At 66.4% G+C, this 19,911-nt stretch carries 18 protein-coding genes, 1 tRNA gene and 1 rRNA gene; 13 read left to right on the top strand and 7 right to left on the bottom strand.

The window, feature by feature from the left end:
- Positions 1-118: 118 nt before the first annotated feature.
- Both rrf and AC1DZT_RS18080 read left to right on the top strand, forming a co-directional pair.
- Positions 119-233, top strand: a 5S ribosomal RNA gene (gene rrf, locus AC1DZT_RS18075).
- 42 nt (positions 234-275) lie between these two features.
- Positions 276-352 (top strand) — tRNA-Met (locus AC1DZT_RS18080).
- Positions 353-547: 195 nt separating this feature from the next.
- Here the strand turns inward: AC1DZT_RS18080 and AC1DZT_RS18085 are convergent.
- From AC1DZT_RS18085 to iolD, 4 genes are all read right to left on the bottom strand, one after another.
- A complete protein-coding gene (locus AC1DZT_RS18085; protein WP_478008043.1) occupies positions 548-898 on the bottom strand; it encodes a COG4315 family predicted lipoprotein in 351 nt (116 codons plus the stop codon).
- Positions 899-1,188: 290 nt separating this feature from the next.
- Positions 1,189-1,986, bottom strand: coding sequence for an SDR family oxidoreductase (locus AC1DZT_RS18090; protein ID WP_478008044.1), 798 nt, complete (start codon positions 1,984-1,986; stop codon positions 1,189-1,191).
- Positions 1,987-2,003: 17 nt separating this feature from the next.
- Positions 2,004-2,897, bottom strand: a complete 894-nt coding sequence (iolE, locus tag AC1DZT_RS18095) for a myo-inosose-2 dehydratase (RefSeq protein WP_478008045.1) — start codon at positions 2,895-2,897, stop codon at positions 2,004-2,006.
- Position 2,898: 1 nt separating this feature from the next.
- Positions 2,899-4,770 carry a 3D-(3,5/4)-trihydroxycyclohexane-1,2-dione acylhydrolase (decyclizing) gene (iolD, locus tag AC1DZT_RS18100; protein WP_478008046.1) on the bottom strand — a complete coding sequence of 624 codons (1,872 nt, stop codon included), beginning with the start codon at positions 4,768-4,770 and terminating at the stop codon, positions 2,899-2,901.
- 147 nt (positions 4,771-4,917) lie between these two features.
- Between iolD and AC1DZT_RS18105 the strand changes: the two genes are divergently transcribed.
- The 11 genes from AC1DZT_RS18105 to AC1DZT_RS18155 all read left to right on the top strand — a co-directional run bounded on the left by AC1DZT_RS18105 (position 4,918) and on the right by AC1DZT_RS18155 (position 16,545).
- Positions 4,918-6,357: an NAD-dependent succinate-semialdehyde dehydrogenase gene (locus AC1DZT_RS18105; RefSeq protein WP_478008047.1), complete on the top strand. Its 1,440-nt coding sequence runs from the start codon at positions 4,918-4,920 to the stop codon at positions 6,355-6,357.
- The gene (locus AC1DZT_RS18110) at positions 6,354-7,160 is read left to right on the top strand and encodes an HpcH/HpaI aldolase family protein (RefSeq protein ID WP_478008048.1); all 807 of its coding nucleotides are present in this window, start codon (positions 6,354-6,356) and stop codon (positions 7,158-7,160) included. Before AC1DZT_RS18105 ends, AC1DZT_RS18110 begins: the two co-directional genes overlap by 4 nt.
- Positions 7,160-8,119: a hydroxyacid dehydrogenase gene (locus tag AC1DZT_RS18115; RefSeq protein WP_478008049.1), complete on the top strand. Its 960-nt coding sequence runs from the start codon at positions 7,160-7,162 to the stop codon at positions 8,117-8,119. The genes AC1DZT_RS18110 and AC1DZT_RS18115 overlap by 1 nt, the downstream gene beginning before the upstream one ends.
- Positions 8,116-9,231, top strand: coding sequence for a Gfo/Idh/MocA family protein (locus AC1DZT_RS18120; RefSeq protein ID WP_478008050.1), 1,116 nt, complete (start codon positions 8,116-8,118; stop codon positions 9,229-9,231). The genes AC1DZT_RS18115 and AC1DZT_RS18120 overlap by 4 nt, the downstream gene beginning before the upstream one ends.
- Complete coding sequence (locus tag AC1DZT_RS18125) at positions 9,228-10,211, top strand: Gfo/Idh/MocA family protein (RefSeq protein ID WP_478008051.1); 984 nt, start codon at positions 9,228-9,230, stop codon at positions 10,209-10,211. The genes AC1DZT_RS18120 and AC1DZT_RS18125 overlap by 4 nt, the downstream gene beginning before the upstream one ends.
- A complete protein-coding gene (locus tag AC1DZT_RS18130) occupies positions 10,208-11,047 on the top strand; it encodes a TIM barrel protein (RefSeq protein ID WP_478008052.1) in 840 nt (279 codons plus the stop codon). The genes AC1DZT_RS18125 and AC1DZT_RS18130 overlap by 4 nt, the downstream gene beginning before the upstream one ends.
- A gap of 125 nt (positions 11,048-11,172) precedes the next feature.
- On the top strand, positions 11,173-12,195 hold the full coding sequence (gene xylF / locus AC1DZT_RS18135) for a D-xylose ABC transporter substrate-binding protein (RefSeq protein ID WP_478008053.1): 1,023 nt from the start codon (positions 11,173-11,175) through the stop codon (positions 12,193-12,195).
- A 108-nt stretch (positions 12,196-12,303) separates the two neighbouring features.
- Positions 12,304-13,599, top strand: coding sequence for a sugar ABC transporter permease (locus AC1DZT_RS18140; protein WP_478008054.1), 1,296 nt, complete (start codon positions 12,304-12,306; stop codon positions 13,597-13,599).
- On the top strand, positions 13,596-14,357 hold the full coding sequence (locus tag AC1DZT_RS18145; protein ID WP_478008055.1) for an ATP-binding cassette domain-containing protein: 762 nt from the start codon (positions 13,596-13,598) through the stop codon (positions 14,355-14,357). Before AC1DZT_RS18140 ends, AC1DZT_RS18145 begins: the two co-directional genes overlap by 4 nt.
- A 10-nt stretch (positions 14,358-14,367) precedes the next feature.
- Complete coding sequence (locus tag AC1DZT_RS18150) at positions 14,368-15,441, top strand: Gfo/Idh/MocA family protein (RefSeq protein ID WP_478008056.1); 1,074 nt, start codon at positions 14,368-14,370, stop codon at positions 15,439-15,441.
- 141 nt (positions 15,442-15,582) lie between these two features.
- Positions 15,583-16,545: an aldo/keto reductase gene (locus AC1DZT_RS18155; protein ID WP_478008057.1), complete on the top strand. Its 963-nt coding sequence runs from the start codon at positions 15,583-15,585 to the stop codon at positions 16,543-16,545.
- Here AC1DZT_RS18155 and AC1DZT_RS18160 read toward each other — a convergent pair.
- The 3 genes from AC1DZT_RS18160 to AC1DZT_RS18170 form a co-directional block, all read right to left on the bottom strand.
- Positions 16,530-17,414 carry a MurR/RpiR family transcriptional regulator gene (locus AC1DZT_RS18160; RefSeq protein ID WP_478008058.1) on the bottom strand — a complete coding sequence of 295 codons (885 nt, stop codon included), beginning with the start codon at positions 17,412-17,414 and terminating at the stop codon, positions 16,530-16,532. The two genes, AC1DZT_RS18155 and AC1DZT_RS18160, sit on opposite strands and share 16 nt — an antisense overlap.
- A gap of 176 nt (positions 17,415-17,590) precedes the next feature.
- Positions 17,591-18,517, bottom strand: a complete 927-nt coding sequence (locus tag AC1DZT_RS18165) for a 2-hydroxyacid dehydrogenase (RefSeq protein WP_478008059.1) — start codon at positions 18,515-18,517, stop codon at positions 17,591-17,593.
- A gap of 79 nt (positions 18,518-18,596) precedes the next feature.
- Complete coding sequence (locus AC1DZT_RS18170) at positions 18,597-19,907, bottom strand: NAD(P)/FAD-dependent oxidoreductase (protein WP_478008060.1); 1,311 nt, start codon at positions 19,905-19,907, stop codon at positions 18,597-18,599.
- Between the last annotated feature and the right edge of the window lie 4 nt (positions 19,908-19,911).

Consider the following 19,911-nt stretch of genomic DNA (forward strand, 5'->3'; position numbering starts at 1 on the left):
TGATCCAGTAACAGCAAGATCCAAAAGATCTGCGACATCAAATCAATCAACACCAAAAACACACAAGACTATGGAAACAGACAGGTAAAACCCTGGCCGATGTTCGCTTCTTCCTCGGTTTGGTGGTCATAGCACGAGCAAAACACCCGATCCCATCCCGAACTCGGCCGTTAAGTGCCGTCGCGCCAATGGTACTCCGTCTTAAGACGTGGGAGAGTAGGTCACCGCCAAACCTAGAAAGAAGCGATACTCTCATACGATCCAATCCCAACCAGCGCGGGGTGGAGCAGCCCGGTAGCTCGTCAGGCTCATAACCTGAAGGCCGCAGGTTCAAATCCTGCCCCCGCAACCACCTCGACCGAACGATCGAGAACAGCCGCGCCATCAGCGCGGCTTTTGTCGTTCTGGGCCAAGCGTGCACCAGAGAGGCATGTTCAGCCGCTTCCGCAGGCACCGCGCAATCGGTCATTCGGGCGAAGCGGTGCCCTCTTCGCCCTTGCGCGGAGACGGCACCTTTCGCCCGAAGCCTTTGCCGTTCAGCGCCGTGTCATTCCTTGATCACGTGCCAGACGCCGCCCACGCCGTCGCCGTTCATGTCGCCGGCCTTGGTGTCGCCGGCGAAATAGTACATCGGCTTGCCGTCATAAGCCCATTGCTTGGTGCCATCCTTGCGGTCGACCAGGGTCCAGCCCTCGGTCATCGGGTCGGAGGCCTTGCCGAGATAGGGCGGCCATTTGGTTGCGCAGGCGTCATAGCAGGCGGACACGCCCCCCTTGTCCTTGTCGAAGATGTAGAGCGTGTTGCCCTTGGCATCCATGATCATCCCCGCCATCGCCGTCAGGGTGGAGCCCAGAAGGGTGAGGGCGAAGAGGGATGTGAACAGTTTCGCTTGTGTCATCGGAAATCTCCCAGGCGGCGGAATGCGCCGCTGACGTCTGGCGGGATCAACCGGTTCTCTGCCGGTCTCGCCAAAGACAGGGGCATCTGCGCCTGTCGAGACCAAGATTATCAGGGATCGAACCGGGCCGAATGGGACTTTGGTCTGATCGATCGATCACAAAAGCGGGAGAGGTTGCGTCATGGACAGCCTCACCGCAGCCGTGCCCCGGTGTCAGAGCGGGCGCGACGGTCAGGCCGCGCCCGGTCCGGATGCGGCTCCATGGGAGTGGGCCGGCCGCATCTGCCCGCCTAGCGCAGCGGTGCGTCAGGGACGGGCATGCCTGCCGCCACGGCGCCCCAGACCGACTGGTCGAAGTTCACGATGGCGCCGGTCATCAGGCCGGCATCGGCAGAGACGAGGAAATTGACCGCGCGGGCGGCCTCTTCGGGGTCCACCAGGCGGCCGAAGGGCAGTTTGGCGGCGGCTTTCGCCTCCCAGTCCGCATCCGAAGCCTCTTGCAGGGCGCGTTCGTTGTCCGAGGCCATCCAGCCGACGTTCAGCTGGTTGACCCGGATCCGGTTGGCCATGACCGAAAAGGCGGTGTTGGCGGTCAGCGTGGTCAAGGCCCCTTTGGAGGCGCAATAGGCGTTGATGAAGGGCTGCCCCGCCAGGGCCGAGATCGAGCCGATGTTGCAGATCGCCCCTTCGATTCCGTCGCGGATCATCAGCTTGATCGCCTCCTGCATCAGGAAATAGGGGCCGCGGACATTGGTGTGAAAGAGAAGGTCGAAGGTCTCGGGCGAAGTGTCGGTGATGGTGCCGCGCGCGGTGGAGGCGCCGGCATTGACCAGCACGTCGATCCTGCCAAAGAGGCGGTCGGTTTCGGCCATGACATGGCGGCAGTCCTCCACCCGGGCGAAGTCGGCGCGCAGAAAGTGGACGGGCAGGCCATGCGCCTCGGAAAGGTTGCGGGCCACGGCCTGACCGCGGGTCATGTTGCGCCCGGTGATCACGATGCCCGCGGCCCCGGCGGCGGCCAGACGCCCGGCAATCGCCGCGCCCAGCCCCTGCGTCGCCCCGGTGACGACGCAGATCTTCCCATCCATGCGGTTGCCCGAAAAGGTCACTGCACGACCTCGTATCCCGCCGCCGCCATGACGCGCAGCAGCTCCTTGTGGCCCTTTTTCGCCATCTCCAGCGGGGGATTGGCCTTGGGGTCCTGTTCGGCCTCGACCACGAACCAGCCTTCGTAGCCGTATCCGGCCAGTTTCTTCACGATAGCCTCGAAATCGAGCGAGCCATCGCCCGGCACGGTGAAGGCGCCCTTGACCACGGCATCGAGGAAGCTTTCCCGGCTGCGGTCCAGACCGTCCACCACGGCGCGGCGGATGTCCTTGGTGTGAACATGAGTGATGCGCGCATGGTGCTTGTCGATCACCCGCAGCACATCGCCGCCGGCAAAGGCCATGTGGCCGGCATCAAACAGCAACGGCACCGAGGAATGCGCCATAAGCTGATCCAGCTCGGCCTCGGTCTCGACGGCGGCGGCCATGTGGTGGTGATAGCTGAGCGGCATGCCATGGGCGGCGCACCAATCGGCAAAGTCGCTGATCTTGCGGCCATAGGCGGCCATTTCGGCCTCGGTCAGTTTCGGCTTGCTGGCCAGGGGCGCCGATTTGACGCCCTGGATCGAGCGGGCGGTTTCGCCATAGACGATGCAGGGCGCGTGGGCCGCCTTGAAGAAGGCGTGCTGGGCGGCGATGCGGTCTTTCTCGACCTCGATATCGCCGTCGATGAGCAGGCCCGAGAACCAGCCACCACAGACCGAGATGCCGTATTTCTTCAGGATCGGCCCCAGTTCGCCCATGTCCATCGGAAAGCGGCGGCCGGTCTCCATCCCGGTGAAACCGGCGACCGAGGCCTGGCGCAGGCACTCTTCCAGGCTGACATCGTCGGACAATTCGGCGAGGTCGTCGTTCCACCAGGCGATGGGGGCAATGCCCAGTTTGGCTTTCATGTCAGACTCCGATACGTTGCTTGGCGCGAATGGCGATCTGGCTTTCGCGGGCCTTGTTCACGCTGTCGCGGGTGGAAACTTCCGGCACGCCCACGTCCCAGTCGGCATCGCCGGGCACCCAGGCATAGGCGTCGGTGGTGATGGTCAGAACCGTGGTGCGGTCGGTGGTCTTGGCCCATGCGAGGGCGGCTTCAAGGTCGGCCAGGCTGGTGCAGGCGCGGGCCTCGGCCCCCATGGACCTGGCATGGGCGGCGAAATCGACATGCAGCGGATTGGCCTTGTCGGTGATCCGGCAGTCTTTCAGCAGGTTGTTGAAGCCCGGCACGCCCTTGAACTGTTGCAGGCGGCTGATCACGGCATAGCCGCCGTTGTCGCAGACGATCACGATCATCTTGTGGCCCGACAGGACCGTCGAATAGATGTCCGAGTTCATCATCATATAGGTGCCGTCGCCCAGCATGACGATGGGGGTGCCGCCCAGACCTCCGGGCCCTTCCTGCGCCATGGCACAGCCCCAGCCGGCGGCGATTTCATAGCCCATGCAGGAAAAGCCGAATTCCAGATCGAAGGTGTTGGGCGTCTTGACGCGCCAGCCCTTGGCGACCTCGCCCGGGATGCCGCCGGCGGCCGAGATCAGCGTGTCGTTCGGCGCGGCGGAGGCATTGACCACATTCACCACCTGCGCATAGGTCGGCACCGGGGCGTTGGTCGGGGTCTGGTGATCATCCAGAAGCGCGTTCCATTCGGCAAAGAGCGCCTTGGCCCGGGGCAGGTGGCCCGCCTCGGCCGCCCAGTCGCCCAAGGAGGCGTCCAGATCCGCCACGGTTTCCAGCGCATCGCCGACCACCGCCACGGCGCGGTGCTTGATGGCGTCAAAGCGCGCGGCGTTGATCGAGATGAAGCGGGCGTCCTGCGCAAAGGCCGTCCAGGAGCCGGTGGTGAAGTCTTGCAGCCTGGTGCCGATGGCCAGGATGACATCGGCCTCGGCCGCAAGCGCATTGGCCGAGGTGGAGCCGATGATGCCGATGGGTCCGCAATGCACCGCATGGTCATGGGTCAGCCCGCCCTTGCCGGCGATGGTCTCGACCACCGGAATGCCGCGCTTGGCGGCGAAGGCGGCCACCTCCGCCTCTGCGAGGGAGTAACGCACGCCGCCGCCGGCGATGATCAGCGGTTTCCTGGCGGTTTTCAGCAAGGCCGCCGCCTCGGCCACCGCGGCGCGGTCGGCGCGCGGGCGGGGGATGCGCCAGACGCGGGGCGCGAAGAACACTTCGGGGTAGTCGAAGGCGATCTCCTGGGTGTCCTGTGGCAGGGCCAGGAAGGCCGGGCCGCAATCGGCCGGGTCCAGCATGGCCGCCACGGCCTGCGGCAGGCTTTGCAGGATCTGCGCCGGATGGGTGATGCGATCCCAATAGCGGGTGACGGCCTTGAAGGCGTCGTTCACGGTCAGGGTCGGGTTGTTGTAATGCTCGACCTGTTGCAGAACCGGGTCGGGCAGGCGGTTGGTGAAAGTGTCGCCCGCAATCAGCAGCACCGGTAGGCGGTTGGCATGGGCCGTGCCCGCCGCCGTCACCATGTTCAGCGCCCCAGGCCCGATCGAGGAGGTGGCGATCATCACCTGCCGCCGCCGCTTGGCCTTGGCAAAACCGATGGCGGCCAGGGCCATCGACTGTTCGTTCTGGCCGCGCCAGGTCGGCAATTCGTCTTGCACGGCCTCCAGCGCCTCGGACAGGCAGGTCACGTTGCCATGGCCGAAAATCCCGAAGACTCCGGCAAAAAGCGGCACTTTCGCGCCGTCGATCTCGGTATATTGCCGCGTCAACCAGCGCACCACGGCCTGCGCCAATGTCAGGCGAATCGTTTTCGGTTCCATGACCGTCCCTCTCCCAAAGCTTGGGGGGAGTCTATCGGATAGCATTAACGGTTGACAACCCATCATGTTTGCAATGAGTGTTGCAAAATCAAGGCCGGGAGGAATCGGCGCCGCCCTGGTGACCGCCGTGCAAGGGAAGACCGCAAGATGTATGAGAAATTCGGAGTGTTCATCAACAACGCCTGGGGGCCGGCAGAGGGCGGGGCGACGGCGCCGGTGTTCAGCCCGGTCAGCGAGCGGCCGCTGGGCCAATGCCCGGTCGCCTCGGTTGCCGATACCACCGCGGCCATCGACGCGGCGGCGGCGGGGCTGAAGGCCTGGGCCGCGACCCCGGCCTTTGCCCGCGCCGATGCGCTGCACCGGATCGCCGACGAGATGATCCGCCGCACCGACGAGGCCGCGCGGATGATCACCCTCGAGACCGGCAAGCCGATGGCCCAATCGGGCCGCGAATGGGGCCTGTCCATCGACCAGTTCCGCTGGTTCGCCGAGGAGGCCCGCCGCATCTATGGCCGGATCGTCGAATCCCGCGTGCCGGGCGGCAGGTTCGAGGTGCATCATGAACCGGTGGGCATCGTGGCGGCCTTCACCGCCTGGAACTTTCCGGCGGCGCTGATCGCGCGCAAGGTCGCACCGGCCCTGGCGGCGGGCTGTTCGGTGGTGGTGCGGCCCTCGTCGCAGACGCCGGGCGTGGCGATGGTCATGGTGGACTGCTGCCGGGCAGCGGGTCTGCCGGGCGGGGTGGTCAACCTGGTCATGGGCCCGACCGACGCCACCTACGCGCCCCTTATGGCCGACAAGCGGGTGCGCAAGGTCTCTTTGACCGGCTCGACTCGGGTGGGCCAGCAGATGATCCGCGACGCGGCGGCGACCCTGAAGAAGGTCTCGATGGAGCTGGGCGGCAATGCGCCGGTCATCATCTATGACGACGCCGATCTTGAGGCGGCGCTGAATGTCTCGGTGCCGACCAAGTTCGCCAATGCCGGTCAGGTCTGCGTGACGGGCGACCGCTTTTATGTGCATGAAAGCCTGCATGACGCCTTTGTCGCGGGCTTTGTGGCGCGGGCGCAGGCGATCACCCTGGGCGATGGGCTGGACCCTGCGGTGGGCATGGGGCCGCTGATCAATGCCGGGCGCCTGGCCGAGATGGAGAAGATCGTGGCCGGCGCCCGCGCCGCGGGGGCCAACGTCGCCAGTGGCGGCACCCGGGCGCCGGGCTTCAACGCCGGGCATTTCTTCGCGCCGACCGTGCTCAGCGACTGCACCGATGACATGGCGGTCATGGCCGAGGAAAACTTCGGCCCGATCGCCGCCATCACCCGCTTTGCCAGCGAGGACGAGGTTCTGGCCCGTGCCAATGCCAGCGACATGGGCCTGTCGGCCTATGCCTTTACGCAGAACCCCGGCCGCGCACGCCGCACCGTGGCCGCCCTGAAGGCGGGGATGGTCGGGATCAACTCTTACGCCATGGCGGCGTCAGAGGCGCCCTTTGGCGGCACCAACTTCTCGGGCATGGGGCGCGAGGGCGGGATCGAGGGGATCCGCGATTATCTTGATGTCAAATCCAGCCAGGTGATGTGGGCATGATTGCGAACAAGTTGAAGGCCCTCTGGGCCGCGGGCCAGCCGGCGATCAACGGCTGGTGCAGCATCGGCAACCCTTTCACCGCCGAGATCATGGCGGCGCAAGGCTTTGACAGCGTGACCATCGACATGCAGCACGGCGCCCTGGATTACGCCAGCGTCCTGCCGATGTTCCAGGCGATGCGCGCCTCTGGCGCCTGTCTGATGGCGCGGGTGCCGTGGAACGAACCCGGCGTGATCATGAAGGCGCTGGATGCCGGCGCCTATGGCATCATCTGCCCGATGGTGAACACCGCCGCGGATGCCGCTGCTTTCGTCAAATGCCTGCGCTATCCGCCGCATGGCGAGCGCAGCTTTGGCCCGACCCGCGTCAGCTTTGCCGCCGGTGCCAATTATGCCGGCGAGGCCAATGACAACATGCTGGGCTTTGCGATGATCGAAACCGCCGAGGCCTTTGCCAATGTCGATGCCATCGCGGCCACGCCGGGGCTGGATGCGCTTTACATCGGCCCCGCCGACCTGACCCTGTCGCTGACCCAAGGCCGCCTCGCCCCCGGTTTCGACCGCGAAGAGCCCGAGATGGTCGCGGCGATCCAGACCATCCTCGCCGCCGCCAAGAAGGCCGGCATCCGCGCCGGCATCCATTGCGGCACCGCCGATTACGCCGCCAAGGCCATCGGCTGGGGCTTTGACCTGACCACGGTGGGCGGCGACAGCCGCTTCCTGGCTGCCGCCGCGGGCGCGGCCGTGACCCGCTTCCGCGACCTGACCAAGGGCGAGGCCAAGACCGAAAAGGGAGCCTATTGATGCCCCATATCCTTGTGGCGGGCAAACTGCACCCCTCGGGTCTGGCCTTGCTGGAGGCGGCGCAGGGCGTGACCTTCACCCATGTCGAAGAGGTCTCGGAGGCCTCTTATCAGGATCATCTGGCCGGGGCGGATGCCATGGTGATCCGCACCCAGCCGATGGGCGCAGCCTCGGTCGCCAAGGCGGGGCGGTTGCAGATCGTCTCGCGGCATGGCGTGGGCTATGATGCGGTGGATGTGGCGGCGCTGAACGCGCGGGGCATTCCGCTTTGCATCGTGGGCGATGTGAACTCGGTCTCGGTGGCCGAACATGCGATGATGCTAATTCTGGCCGCGGTCAAGCGGCTGATCCGGTCGGACCGCGCGGTGCGCCAAGGCCCCTGGGGCTGGCGCAACCGGCTGGAGCAGGGCGAGGTCGCGGGCAAGGTGCTGCTGATCCTCGGCTATGGCCGCATCGGGCGGCATCTGGCGCGGATGGCGGCGGCCTTCGGGATGGAGATCGTGGCCTATGACCCCTGGGCCCTGACCCATGGCTGGCCAGAGGGTCCGGCCCGGCCGGTGGCAAGCCTGCAAGAGGGGCTGGCGCTGGCCGATGTGATTTCGGTCAACCTGCCCAAGGCGGACCGGCCCATCCTGGGCGCCGACGAACTGGCGCAGGTCAAGCCCGGCGTCGTGATCGTCAACACCGCCCGCGGCGGCATCGTGGACGAGGTGGCCCTCGCGGCCGCCCTGACCTCGGGCCAGGTGGGGGCGGCGGGTCTGGATGTCTTCGACGCCGAACCACCCACCCCCGATCACCCGCTTCTGGCCTTCGATCAGGTCATCTTGACACCGCATGTCGCAGGCCTGACCACCGAGGCAGCCGAGCGGATGGCCATCTCTTCGGTGCAGAACATTCTGGATTTCTTCTCAGGCAGGCTCGACCCTTCCCTGATTGTCAACAAGGACGCACTCCAATGACCAAACCCCGTCTTCGCATCGGCCTGATCGGCACCGGCTTCATGGGCAAGGCCCATGTCTTCGGCTTTACCTCGGCCCCGCGCGTCTTCGATCTGCCCTATGATCTGGAGCTTCACACCGTCGCCGACATCACCCCCGCCGCCGCCGAGGAGGCCGCCCGGCGGCTGGGCTTTGCCCATTCCACCGCCAACTGGCGCGACATCGTGACCAACTCCGAGATCGACCTCGTCTCGATCACCGCGCCCAATGCCCTGCACAAGGAAATGGCCCTGGCGGCGATTGCGGCGGGCAAGCATGTCTATTGCGAGAAGCCGCTGGCACCGCTCGCCGCCGACGCGCTGGAGATGACACTGGCCGCCGAGGCCAAGGGCGTGAAAACCCAGGTCGGCTTCAACTACCTCTGCAACCCAATGCTGGGTCTGGCCCGCCAGATGATCGAGGCCGGCGAGCTGGGCGAGATCCGCGGCTATCGCGGCATCCATTGCGAGGACTACATGGCCGATGCTTCCGGCCCCTTCACCTTCCGCCACGATCCGGCGGGCGGCGGGGCGCTGGCCGATATCGGCAGCCATGCTTTGGCCACGGCGGAATTCCTTTGCGGGCCGATCACCCGCGTCATGGGCGATTGCGTGACGATGATCACCGAGCGGCCCGACGGCAAGGGCGGCACCCGCAAGGTCGAGGTCGATGACCTGGGCCGCGCCTTCCTGCGCTTTGCCAATGGCGCCACCGGCTCGATCGAGGGCAACTGGATCGCCACGGGCCGCAAGATGCAGCATGATTTCGAAGTCTATGGCACCAAGGGCGCGCTGGCCTTCAGCCAGGAGCATTTCAACGTGCTGAACTTCTTCTCGACCGCCGATGCCAAGGGCCGCCAGGGCTTTCGCCGGATCGAGGCCGCGCCCGACCATGCGCCCTATGGCCTGTTCTGCGTGGCGGCGGGCCACCAGATCGGCTTCAACGACCTCAAGGCCATCGAAGTGGCGGGCTATGTCAACGCCATCGCCGGCGCGCCCGAGCCTTTCAACTTCCGCAAGGGCCTGCACATCCAGACCCTGATCGAGACGATCCAGGCCTCGAGCCGCGCGCAAGCCTGGGCCGATGTGAAATGAGCCTTGGCATCGGTGTGATCGGCGCCGGGGTGATGGGCGCCGAACATGCCCGCATCCTGCGCGAAGAGACCCGCGGCGCCCATCTGGCCGCCGTGGCCGATGCCGACCCGGCGCGGGCGGCGGCGGCTGCGGCGGGCGCCCGGGTTCATGACGCGGCGGCGGCGCTGATCGCTGACCCTGGGGTCGATGCGGTGCTGATCGCCGCCCCCGATGCGCTGCATGGCGCCTTGGTCCAGGCCTGCCTTGCCGCGGGCAAGCCGGTGCTGTGCGAAAAGCCGCTGGCCGCGACGGCGGCGGAGTCGCTCGCCCTCGTTGAGGCCGAGGTCGCCCTGGGCCGCCGCCTGATCCAGGTCGGCTACATGCGGCGCTTTGATCCGGGCTATCTGGCGATGAAGGCCGCCTTGCAGGCCGGAGAGATTGGCGCGGCGCAGCTTTTGCACAACACCCACCGCAATGCCGCCGCGCCAGACTGGTTCGTCGGCACCATGCCGATCACCAATTCCTTCGTGCATGAGGTCGATATCTCGCGCTGGCTGCTGGACTGCGACATGACCGAGGCCAGCCTGCATGCCGGCCCCGGTGGCGACCCCCTGCTGATCACCATGCGGGCGGCCAGCGGGGCTTTGGTGTCGACCGAGGTCTTCATGAACTGCGCCTACGGCTATCATGTCGAGGCCGAGATGGTGGGGCAGAGGGGCACGCTGACCCTGGCCCAGCCGGACCCGCTGCTGCGCAACCGGCAGGGGGCGCGGATGCAGACCTATCCCGACAATTGGGTGCCGCGCTTTGCCCGCGCCTATGTGGCGCAGACCAATGCCTGGGTGGCCGCGATCAAATCCGGCACGCCCTGCGGCGCCAGCGCCTGGGACGGCTACGTTGCCACCGCCCTGGCCGAGCAACTGGCCCGCGCTTTGGGCCAAAATCTTCCCGTCGCCTTCACCTTCCCCGCCAGACCCGCACTTTATGAGGTGGCATCATGACCCTGACCCTCGCCATGAACCGGACCTGCGCGCCGGGACGCAGCCTGGCCGAGTTCATCGCCCTGGCCCAGGCCGTCGGCCTGCGCGCCGTGGAAATCCGCAATGACATCGAAGGCCGCGAATTCGCCGATGGCACCCCCGCCGCCGAGGTCAAGGCGCGGCTGGATGAAGCCGGGCTGAAGGTGGCCTCGGTCAATGCCTTGCAACGTTTCAACGACTGGAACGAGGACCGCGCGGCCGAGGCGCGCCATCTGGTCGCCTATGCCGCGGCCCTGGGCGCGCCGGGGATGGTCCTGTGCCCGGTGCATACGCCGGAAAGCTGGACCGAGGCGGAAGCCGAGGCCAATCTGCGCGACGGTCTGCGCAACCTCGCCCCGATCCTGCGCGACCACGGCGTGACCGGCTATGTCGAGCCTTTGGGGATGCGCCATTCCACCATGAAACGTCAGGCCATGGCGGTGGCGGCGGTCAGCGACATCGACGGCTGGGATTGCTACCGGCTTTGCTATGACACGTTCCAGTTCTTCCGCTGCGGCGATGACCGGCTGTTCCCCGATCGGATCGGCCTGGCCCATATGTCGGGCATCCGCCGCACCGACCTCGCGCCCGACGACCTGACCGAACCTGACCGCGGCCTGATCTTCCCCGATGACCGGGTCGGCAATATCCGCCAGCTTCAGGCTTTGCAGGCCGCGGGCTACAGCGGTTTCGTCTCGATCGAGCCCTTCAGCCCCGATGTGCAGAACGACCCCGACCTGGCCCAGCACCTGCGCGGCAGCCTTGATTATGTGGCAGCCCTTCTGGGGTTGGACCACGGCGGTTCGGGCCGTTCTTGAGCAGGTCGTTGCCATTGCAATTGCGTTGCAAAATAAATTGACAATTTTGATTCCTTAGCATCAAATCTTGTCAGGCGATCATCGCCAGCCGGTCAACGTCCCGGCGATTCCGAGGGAGGAAATCCATGTTGAAGTCCATTCTGCTGGCAACCGTTGCGGTTGCCGGACTGTCCCATTCTGTCCTGGCGGCCGACATGACCGTCTGCGTCAGCTGGTCGAATTTCCGCGAGGAGCGCTGGAAAACCGACGAGGCCGCCATCAAGGGCGCGCTGGAGGCGGCGGGCGCCAAGTATCTTTCGGCCGATGCCCAGACCTCTGCCACCAAGCAGCTGGCCGATATCGAGGGGCTGATCACCCAGGGCTGCTCGGCGCTGATCGTGCTGGCGCAGGACTCGGCCTCGATCGGCCCGGCGCTGGATGCCGCGGCGGATGCCGGCATTCCGGTCGTGGGCTACGACCGCATGATCGACGACCCGCGCGCCTTCTACCTGACCTTCGACAATGTCGAGGTCGGCCGGATGCAGGCCCGCGCCGTTCTGGCCGCCATGCCGAAGGGCCGCTATGTGATGATCAAGGGCTCGCCGGTCGATCCCAATGCCGACTTCCTGCGCGGCGGCCAGCAAGAGGTGTTGCAGGACGCCATCACCAAGGGCGACATCTCGATCGTGGGCGAGACCTATACCGACGACTGGCAGCCCGCCAATGCGCAAAAGGAAATGGAGCAGATCCTGACGCAGACCTCGAACGGCGTCGATGCCGTCGTGGCCTCGAACGACGGGATGGCGGGCGGCGTCGTGGCGGCCCTGACCGCGCAGGGCCTGGCCGGGATGCCGGTCTCGGGGCAGGACGGCGACCATGCCGCGCTTAACCGCGTGGCCTTGGGCACCCAGACCGTCTCGGTCTGGAAGGACAGCCGCGCCTTGGGCAAGGCCGCGGGCGAGATCGCCGTGGCCCTGGCCAAGGGCACCGCGATGGACAAGATCGAGGGCGCGGCGCCGTTCAAATCGCCGGGCGGCAAGACGCTGACCTCGCTTTTCCTCAAGCCCATTCCGATCACCCAGGACAATCTGAACGTGGTTCTGGACGCGGGCTGGATCAGCAAGGACGAGCTGTGCCAGGGCGGACCCAAGGTCGAGATCTGCAAGTAATCCAAGCCGAAACTGCAAGGGCCCCTCCCGACCCGCGTGCCGGGAGGGGCCATGACAAGGTGCCTTCCGCCAGGAAGGCCATGGCCAAAGCCGGGGGAGGGCAAGGCAATGAGTACCGCAGACCAGGGGGCGCTGCATCCGGGCAAGCGCCGAAGCCTTGCCGATACGCTGGAGCTGGACAAGCGCTTGTTCGGCATGGTCATCGCCTTTGCGATCCTGTGCCTGGTCTTTCACTTTGCCACCGATGGCAAGTTTCTGACCGCGCGCAACATTTTCAACGTCTCGGTGCAGACGGTCTCGGTGGGGATCATGGCGACGGGGATGGTCTTCGTGATCGTGGCCCGCCATATCGACCTTTCGGTCGGCTCGATGCTGGCGATCTGTTCGGCGCTTATGGCCATTCTGCAAACCCGCTTCCTGCCGCCGGTTCTGGGCCTTGGCCATCCGGCCATCCTGCCCCTGACCATCGCCGCCGGCCTTTTGGTCGGCACGGCGATCGGCGCCTTTTCCGGCTGGATGGTGGGCTATCAGCGCATCCCCTCTTTCATCGTCACGCTGGGCGGCCTGCTGATCTATCGCAACCTGGCTTGGTATGCGACCAACGGCCAATCGGTCGCGCTGACCGATCCCCATGTGCTGATGTTCGGCGGCTCGGAGGGGGTTCTGGGGCCGATGGCCAGCTGGATCGTGGGCGCCCTGGCCGCGGTGCTGGCCGTTGTGGCGGTGCTGAACGCGCGGCGGGCCAAGCAGGTGCACGGCTTTCTCGTCAAACCCGTCTGGGCCGAGGGCGTTCTGGTTGCCCTGATCGTCGGGGCGATCCTGGGCTTTGTCGGCCTGCTCAACTCCTACGAAATCCCCACCGCCAAGCTGAAGCGCCTGTACGAGGCGAAGGGAGAGGTCATGCCCGAGGGCGCGGTGGCCTATCACGGCCTGCCGATCTCGGTGATGATCCTAATTCTTGTGGCGGTGGCCATGACGCTGGTGTCGAAGAAAACCCGCTTTGGCCGCTATATCTTTGCCACCGGCGGCAACCCGGATGCGGCCGAGCTTTCCGGGATCAACACCCGCTTCCTGACCGTGAAGGTCTTTGCGCTGATGGGATTTCTGTGCGCCTTGGCCGGTCTGGTGGCGCAGGCCCGGCTGCAAAGCCATGGCAATGACATCGGCACGCTGGACGAGCTGAAGGTGATCGCCGCCACCGTGATCGGCGGCACGGCGTTGTCGGGCGGCATCGGCACGATCTATGGCGCGCTTCTGGGGGCCTTGGTCATGCAAAGCCTGCAATCGGGCATGGCCATGGTCGGCGTCGACACGCCCTTTCAGAACATCGTCGTCGGAGGCGTCCTGATCATCGCCGTCTGGATCGACATTCTCTACCGCCGTCAGACCGGAGGCCTGAAATGACCCATCCTCGCCCCCCCTTGCTGGAGATGCGCGACATCTCGGTGTCCTTTGGCGGCATCAAGGCGGTGGATCATGTGTCCATCGACCTTCACCCCGGCGAAGTCGTGGGCCTTCTGGGTCATAACGGCGCGGGAAAATCCACCCTGATCAAAGTCTTGTCCGGCGCCTACCAGGCCGATTCCGGCGAGATCCTGCTGAACGGCCAGAAGATCGAGATCACCAACCCGCGCGACGCCAGGGCGCAGAACATCGAGACGATCTACCAGACCCTGGCCCTGTCGGACAATCTCGACGCCGCCTCGAACCTGTTTCTGGGACGCGAGTTGATGACGCGCTACGGCTTTGTCGACGATGCCCGGATGGAGGCCGAGACCCGCAAGATCATGGGCCGCCTCAACCCCAATTTCCGCAAGTTCAGCGTGCCCGTCTCGGCCCTGTCGGGCGGGCAGCGCCAATCGGTCGCCATCGCCCGGGCGGTCTATTTCGATGCCAAGATCCTGATCATGGACGAGCCGACCGCCGCCCTTGGCCCGCATGAAACCCAGATGGTGTCGGAACTGATCCAGGAGCTGAAGGCCCAGGGTCTGGGCATCTTCCTGATCGAGCATGACATCCACAACGTGATGAAGCTCTGCGACCGCGCCTCGGTGATGAAGAACGGCCAACTTGTCGGCACGGTCAGGGTGGATGAGGTCACGGATGACGACATCCTAGGCATGATCATCATGGGCAAGAAGCCCTCCAAACGCGCAGCCTGAAGGACAAGACATGATACGTTACGCCGTCGTCGGAGCGGGATGGATCTCGCAGGAGGCTTTCATGCCTGCCGTCGCCGCCACCGGAAATTCCGTGATGCAGGCCATCGTCTCGGGCAGCCCGGGGCCGGCGCAGGAGCTGGCCGCCTTCCACGGCGTGCCCGAGGTGGTCGGCTATGCCGGTTACGACGCGCTGATCCACAGCGACCGGATCGACGCCGTCTATATCGCCCTGCCGAACTCGATGCACGCCGACTATGCGATCCGCGCCTTGCGGGCGGGCAAACATGTGCTGGTGGAAAAGCCCCTGGCCACCACTCTGGCCGAGGGCGAGGCGATGATCGCGGCCGCAGAGGCCTCTGGCGCGCTCTTGATGACCGCCTACCGCCTGCACAACGAACCCGGCACCATCGCGGCGCTGGAGGCGATCCGGGCCGGCAGGATCGGCACGCCGGTGCATTTCTCCTCAACCTTCGCCTTCCAGTCAGCCCTCGGCAACCACCGCCTTCAGGCCAGCCATTGGGGCGGGCCCTTGCAGGATATCGGCGTCTATTGCCTGAACGCCGCGCGCCATGTCTTTGGCGCCGAGCCGGTCGAGGTTCAGGCCATGGCCGCGCGCCCGCTGGATGACCCGCGCTTTGCCGAGATCGACGCCCATCTGGCAGTAACCTTACGCTTTCCCGAAGGCCGTCTGGCGCAGTTCTTTTGCAGCTTTGGCGCCGAAATGACGGAATATTACCGCGTTCTGGGCACCGAGGGCGAATTGACCGTCGATCCCGGCTATCGCTTTGAATCCGCCATCTCGCTGCGGTTGCGGCGCGGGGCAAAGGTCGAGGTGACCGATTTCCCCGCCGTCGACCATTTCTCTGGCCAGATCGCCTATTTCTCGGATTGTATCGCTGCCGGCACCCCGCCCGAGGCCGATGGCGCCGAGGGTCTGGCCGATATGCGCGCCCTTCTGGCCATCGAGGAGTCGGTGCGGACCGGCGCCAGCGTGGCCCTGCACAGCCCCGCCCGCAGCCGCCATCCCGATGCCACGACCCTGCGCAGCTTTGCCCCAACGACGCGGCGGCTGCTGATCGGCTAGGGCAATGGCCCTCCCGACGCTCCGCCGGGGCGGGTGATCAACAACCTGTTGACGCTGCCCCGGGTGCCGTCAATCTATGCGCAGGCCACGGCCGTCGCCGTGCGGACCCGACCTGACGCCGCCCTGACCAAGGAGAAGCCGATGCAAAGACGCCCGATTGGAACCACCGGTCTGGAGGTGACCAGCATCGGCTTCGGGGCTGCCCCGCTGGCCGGGATGCCCGATACCTATGGCTACAGCGTCGATGAGGCGACGGCCCGGGCCACGCTTCGGGCGATCTTCGAAGGTCCGGTCAACCTTCTGGACACCTCTCGCAACTATGGGCTTGGCCGCAGCGAAACGCGGGTCGGCGACGCGATCCGCGAAAGGGGCGGTCTGCCCGCGGGCTTCGTCCTGTCCACCAAGCTTGACCGCGACATGGACAGCCGGCGCTTTGACGGCGCCCGCGCCCGGCGGTCCTTTGAAGAAAGCCTCACGGCGCTGGGCCTCGACCATATCGACATCCTCCACCTGCACGACCCCGAACATGCGCTGGATCTGGCCGAGGTGACGGGCAAGGGCGGCGCGCTGGAGGTGTTGTTCCGCCTCAAGGAAGAGGGGCTGGTGACGGCGGTGGGCCTGGCCATGGGGCGGGTGGACATCATGCTGCCTCTGGTCCGCGACTGGCCCTTCGACATCATCCTCAGCCACAACCGCTTTACCCTGCTCAACCGCTCGGCCGATGCGCTGTTCGATGCGGCGGTGGCGCGGGGCATGACGGTGTTCAACGCCGCCCCCTATGCCGGCGGCATCCTCGCCAAGGGCAGCGCGCAAAGCCGGAAGATCACCTATCAGGAGGTCACCGCGCAGACGCTTGCCCCCGTGCAGCGGGTCGAGACGGTCTGCCAGGACCACGGGCTGGCCCCGGGCGCCGTGGCGCTGCAATTCTCGATGCGGGACCCGCGCATCGCCTCGACCATCATCGGCGTGTCGAAACCGGAACGGGTGGCCCAGACGCTGGCCTGGGCCGCGGCCCCCGTCTCGCCAGAGGCCTGGACGGCGCTGCAGGCCTTGCCCTATTCCGACATCGACCCCGAGGCCGACCGCGTTTACGTCCCGGGGTGAGGGCCGGTGACCACCGGGATGCGCGGCGAGGTGCGGTCGCGTTGCAGCCGCGCCGCCAGCGCCACGGTCAGCGCCTGTGCCAGGCACATCGGGGCGGCCAGCGAGCGCGAGAAGGTATATTCGTGCTCCGGGATCGCAAAGAGGACCTGCGCCGATTTCGCGAGAGGCGACAGGGTGCTGTCGCTGATCGCGAGGATCGGCACGCCCCTCGCCGCAGATTCCTCGACGATATTGACCACCTCGGTCGCATAGAACCGGAAGGACACCGCAAACAAAAGGTCCTGCGGCCGCGCCACCTTGGCCATATGGGTGGCCAGGCCCCCGCTGGCATCGAGGATTACCGTCCGCTTGCCCAGCATGGTCAACATGTAGCGCAACAGATCCACCACCGGGGCCGAGCGCAGCTGGCCCAGCAGATAGACGGTATCCGCCGCCTCCAGCATATCCGCCGCCGCCGAGATCTGTTCGGCATTGGTTTCCTGCAGCAGCTCTTGCAGCGAGGCGAGGTCGCGCAGCACCAGGTCCTTCAGAAAGCCCAGATCGCTGTGATCGCCCTTGGTGCCCAGCTCGGCCTCCAGCGCCTTGATGCGGGCGTCAAAGCCGGGGGCCGCGGTGGAAAGCCGGCGCTGGAAGATCGCCTGCATCTCCTTGAAACCCTTGTAGCCCAAGGACTGCGCATAGCGCACGAAGGACGAGGCATGGATGCCGCACTTCTCGGCAATGGCCGTCACCGACAGGACCGCCACATCATTGGGGTTCTGGGTCAGATAGACCGCGATCTTCTGGTACGACTTGCTCATGCTGTCGTAGCGGTCGTGGATCAGGCGAATGACCTCTTCATAGCTGTCCGGCGGGGCATAGGAGCCCATTCTTCCTCATCCTCATGTTCGGCAAGCGCCGCCCGTCCGGATTTCCGGTCGCGCCCTCTCGCCTGGAAAGCAGTTGGCGCCAGTCTCGCAATACTTATTGCGAAGAGCAAGTCCCACAGGGCTTTTCGCGCCTTTCCGTTGCAAGGACGCTCTCCAAAGGGCGGGGGGCGGCGCCGTCAGTAGCCGCGCGTGCTTTCGACGCGTCCGGGCAGGGGCTGTCCGGCCTGATGCGCCCGCAGGACAGAGATGGCATGCCGGGCGAGGCTTTGCGGCCGGGTCTGGCAGGCGACATGCGGGGTGATGATCACCCTGGGATGCCGCCAGAGGGGATCGCCCGGGCGCAGCGGCTCAGGCTCGGTGACATCGAGGATGGCGCTGGCGAGATGGCCGCTGTCGAGCGCTGCAAGCAGGGCATCAGGGTCGAGCTGCGCGCCACGCCCCGCATGGACCAGCGACGCCCCTTGCGGCAGTCTGGCGAAAAGATCGGCGTTCAGGATGCCGCGCGTCTCTTCCGTCAGGGGCAGGAGGCAGACGATTATGTCGGATTGGGCCAGGATCGTCGCCAGCCCCGTGGGGCCGGACAGGCAGCGCAGGCCCTTCACGCTGCGGGGAGAGCGGCTCCACCCCGAAAGGGGAAAGCCGAAGCCCGCCAGCGCCGCGGTCACTGCCAGCCCCAGATGCCCCAGGCCCAGAACGCCGACACGCCGTTCCGCGGCGAGGCGGACCGGCACCTCGCGCCAGACCTCGGCGCGCTGTTGTCCGGCATATTCGGGCAGGTTGCGGTGGCAGGCCAACACCGCCATGCAGGCATAATCGCGCATCATCGAGGCGAAATCCTCATCCACCAACCGCACCAGTTGGACATGGGGCGGAAAGGCGGCGAGGTCGAACTGGTCGACACCAGCGCCCAGCGACAGGACCAGCTCCAGGTTGGGATAGCGGGTGAAGAGGTCGGGCGGCGCCTGCCAGGTCACCAGATAGCGCACCTCGGGGCCGGCAACGCTGTCGGCGCCGATCCGGACCGGGATGCCGGGAAAGGCCGCGCCGAAGATCTCGGCAAAGATCGCGCCGCGCGTGGGATCGGAGTTGAAGAGAAGTGTCATCGTATGCCTGCTGTTCAGAATGGGCGTCGGGGCGCAAAGCCTGTCGGGCGGCGGTTGCGTCGCCCGACAGGCTTTGCGCTCAGCTCGCGGCTTCCACCTTGCGCTGGGTCTTGCGGTCTTGCCAGGCATACCAGGCAAAGACCGCCGGGATGAACCAGGGCTTGCCACGGTAAAGCGGGATCGCGGGTGGTGCGTCAAGATCGAAGGCGCTTCGGGCGCCCTCGGCTTCGTTCAGCGCCATCCGCGCCGCCTTCTTGCCCAGCCAGCGCGCCCAGACCACGCCCGAGCCGCAATAGCCGGTGGCATAGACGCGCCCGGCGCGGCGGAACAGTTTCGGGATCATGTGGCGGTTCATCGCGACATTGCCGAACCAGCTGTGGGTGATCGCCACCTCGGCCAGTTCGGGGAAGATCCGGGCCAGCTCGCGGCGCAGGTGCAGCGTCGGCGCCATCGGGTCGCCCGCCGTGGTGCCGTCGCGCCCGCCGAAGAGGATGCGCTGGCCGTCGGGCGAGGGGCGGTAGTAATAGCTGAGCTTGCGCATGTCGCCATGCATCATCCGTTTCGGCATCAGCCGGGCCATCACCTCGGGCGCCAGGGGCTCGGTGGCGATGATCCGGCTGCGCACCGGCACCAGTCGGCGGCGCAGCCAGGGGTCGGCCGCGTCGGTATAGCCATTGGTGCATTCGATGACCTGTCCGGCCCGCAACGTGCCCCGATCAAGCCGCAGGCGAAAGCCGACCCCCTCGGCCTCGATCGCCTGAACCGCGGTTTCCGGGTAAAGCCCGGCACCAAGGGCGCTGGCATGGGCCACCATGCCGGCAAAGAGCCGCGCCGGGTCCAGACCGCCGATGTCGGGGCGCACCATGCCGCTGCGGTAAAGGGTGGTTCCGATCACGCCCGCCACCTCGCCCTTCGGCACGGCATAGGCCTCGACCCCAAGGACGCGGTTCAGCAGCTCGGCCTTGCGGTCCAGCGCCTCCTGTTCGGCCGCGGTCATCGCCCCGTCGAACAGGCCGCTGAGGTGGAAGCCGCAGTCGATCCGGGCCTCGTCCAGATAGCGCCAGAGGTCCTCGCGCGCTTCCTTGCCCTCGTGCAGGATGGCAAGGGCCCGCGCCTCGCCATAGGTTCGGGTCAGGGCGGCATGGCTGGGGCGGATCGACCCGCTGGTCATACCGCCATTGCGCGTCGAGGCGCCCTCGCCGAGGCGCGCCTTGTCGAAGACCGCGACCGAGCGTCCGGCTGCGGCCAGTTCGATGGCGGCGGCGATGCCGGTATAGCCACCGCCGACGATCGCCACATCCACGCTGTGCGGCAGGGGCTGCGGGGCGATCGCGGGCAGGGGGGTGGCATCCCACCAATAGGGCGTGTTGCGCGGGCTCTCTTCGGTCATCGCC

Source organism: Rhodobacter sp. P1_C2, from assembly GCF_056406375.1.

Coding starts and splice junctions, on each gene's coding strand:
- AC1DZT_RS18090 (WP_478008044.1), bottom strand. CDS start 1,986: ATGGATGGGAAGATCTGCGTCGTCACCGGGGCGACGCAGGGGCTGGGC.
- iolD (WP_478008046.1), bottom strand. CDS start 4,770: ATGGAACCGAAAACGATTCGCCTGACATTGGCGCAGGCCGTGGTGCGC.
- AC1DZT_RS18125 (WP_478008051.1), top strand. CDS start 9,228: ATGAGCCTTGGCATCGGTGTGATCGGCGCCGGGGTGATGGGCGCCGAA.
- AC1DZT_RS18155 (WP_478008057.1), top strand. CDS start 15,583: ATGCAAAGACGCCCGATTGGAACCACCGGTCTGGAGGTGACCAGCATC.
- AC1DZT_RS18085 (WP_478008043.1), bottom strand. CDS start 898: ATGACACAAGCGAAACTGTTCACATCCCTCTTCGCCCTCACCCTTCTG.
- AC1DZT_RS18170 (WP_478008060.1), bottom strand. CDS start 19,907: ATGACCGAAGAGAGCCCGCGCAACACGCCCTATTGGTGGGATGCCACC.
- AC1DZT_RS18160 (WP_478008058.1), bottom strand. CDS start 17,414: ATGGGCTCCTATGCCCCGCCGGACAGCTATGAAGAGGTCATTCGCCTG.
- AC1DZT_RS18110 (WP_478008048.1), top strand. CDS start 6,354: ATGATTGCGAACAAGTTGAAGGCCCTCTGGGCCGCGGGCCAGCCGGCG.
- AC1DZT_RS18145 (WP_478008055.1), top strand. CDS start 13,596: ATGACCCATCCTCGCCCCCCCTTGCTGGAGATGCGCGACATCTCGGTG.
- AC1DZT_RS18140 (WP_478008054.1), top strand. CDS start 12,304: ATGAGTACCGCAGACCAGGGGGCGCTGCATCCGGGCAAGCGCCGAAGC.
- AC1DZT_RS18165 (WP_478008059.1), bottom strand. CDS start 18,517: ATGACACTTCTCTTCAACTCCGATCCCACGCGCGGCGCGATCTTTGCC.
- AC1DZT_RS18115 (WP_478008049.1), top strand. CDS start 7,160: ATGCCCCATATCCTTGTGGCGGGCAAACTGCACCCCTCGGGTCTGGCC.
- AC1DZT_RS18130 (WP_478008052.1), top strand. CDS start 10,208: ATGACCCTGACCCTCGCCATGAACCGGACCTGCGCGCCGGGACGCAGC.
- xylF (WP_478008053.1), top strand. CDS start 11,173: ATGTTGAAGTCCATTCTGCTGGCAACCGTTGCGGTTGCCGGACTGTCC.
- iolE (WP_478008045.1), bottom strand. CDS start 2,897: ATGAAAGCCAAACTGGGCATTGCCCCCATCGCCTGGTGGAACGACGAC.
- AC1DZT_RS18150 (WP_478008056.1), top strand. CDS start 14,368: ATGATACGTTACGCCGTCGTCGGAGCGGGATGGATCTCGCAGGAGGCT.
- AC1DZT_RS18105 (WP_478008047.1), top strand. CDS start 4,918: ATGTATGAGAAATTCGGAGTGTTCATCAACAACGCCTGGGGGCCGGCA.
- AC1DZT_RS18120 (WP_478008050.1), top strand. CDS start 8,116: ATGACCAAACCCCGTCTTCGCATCGGCCTGATCGGCACCGGCTTCATG.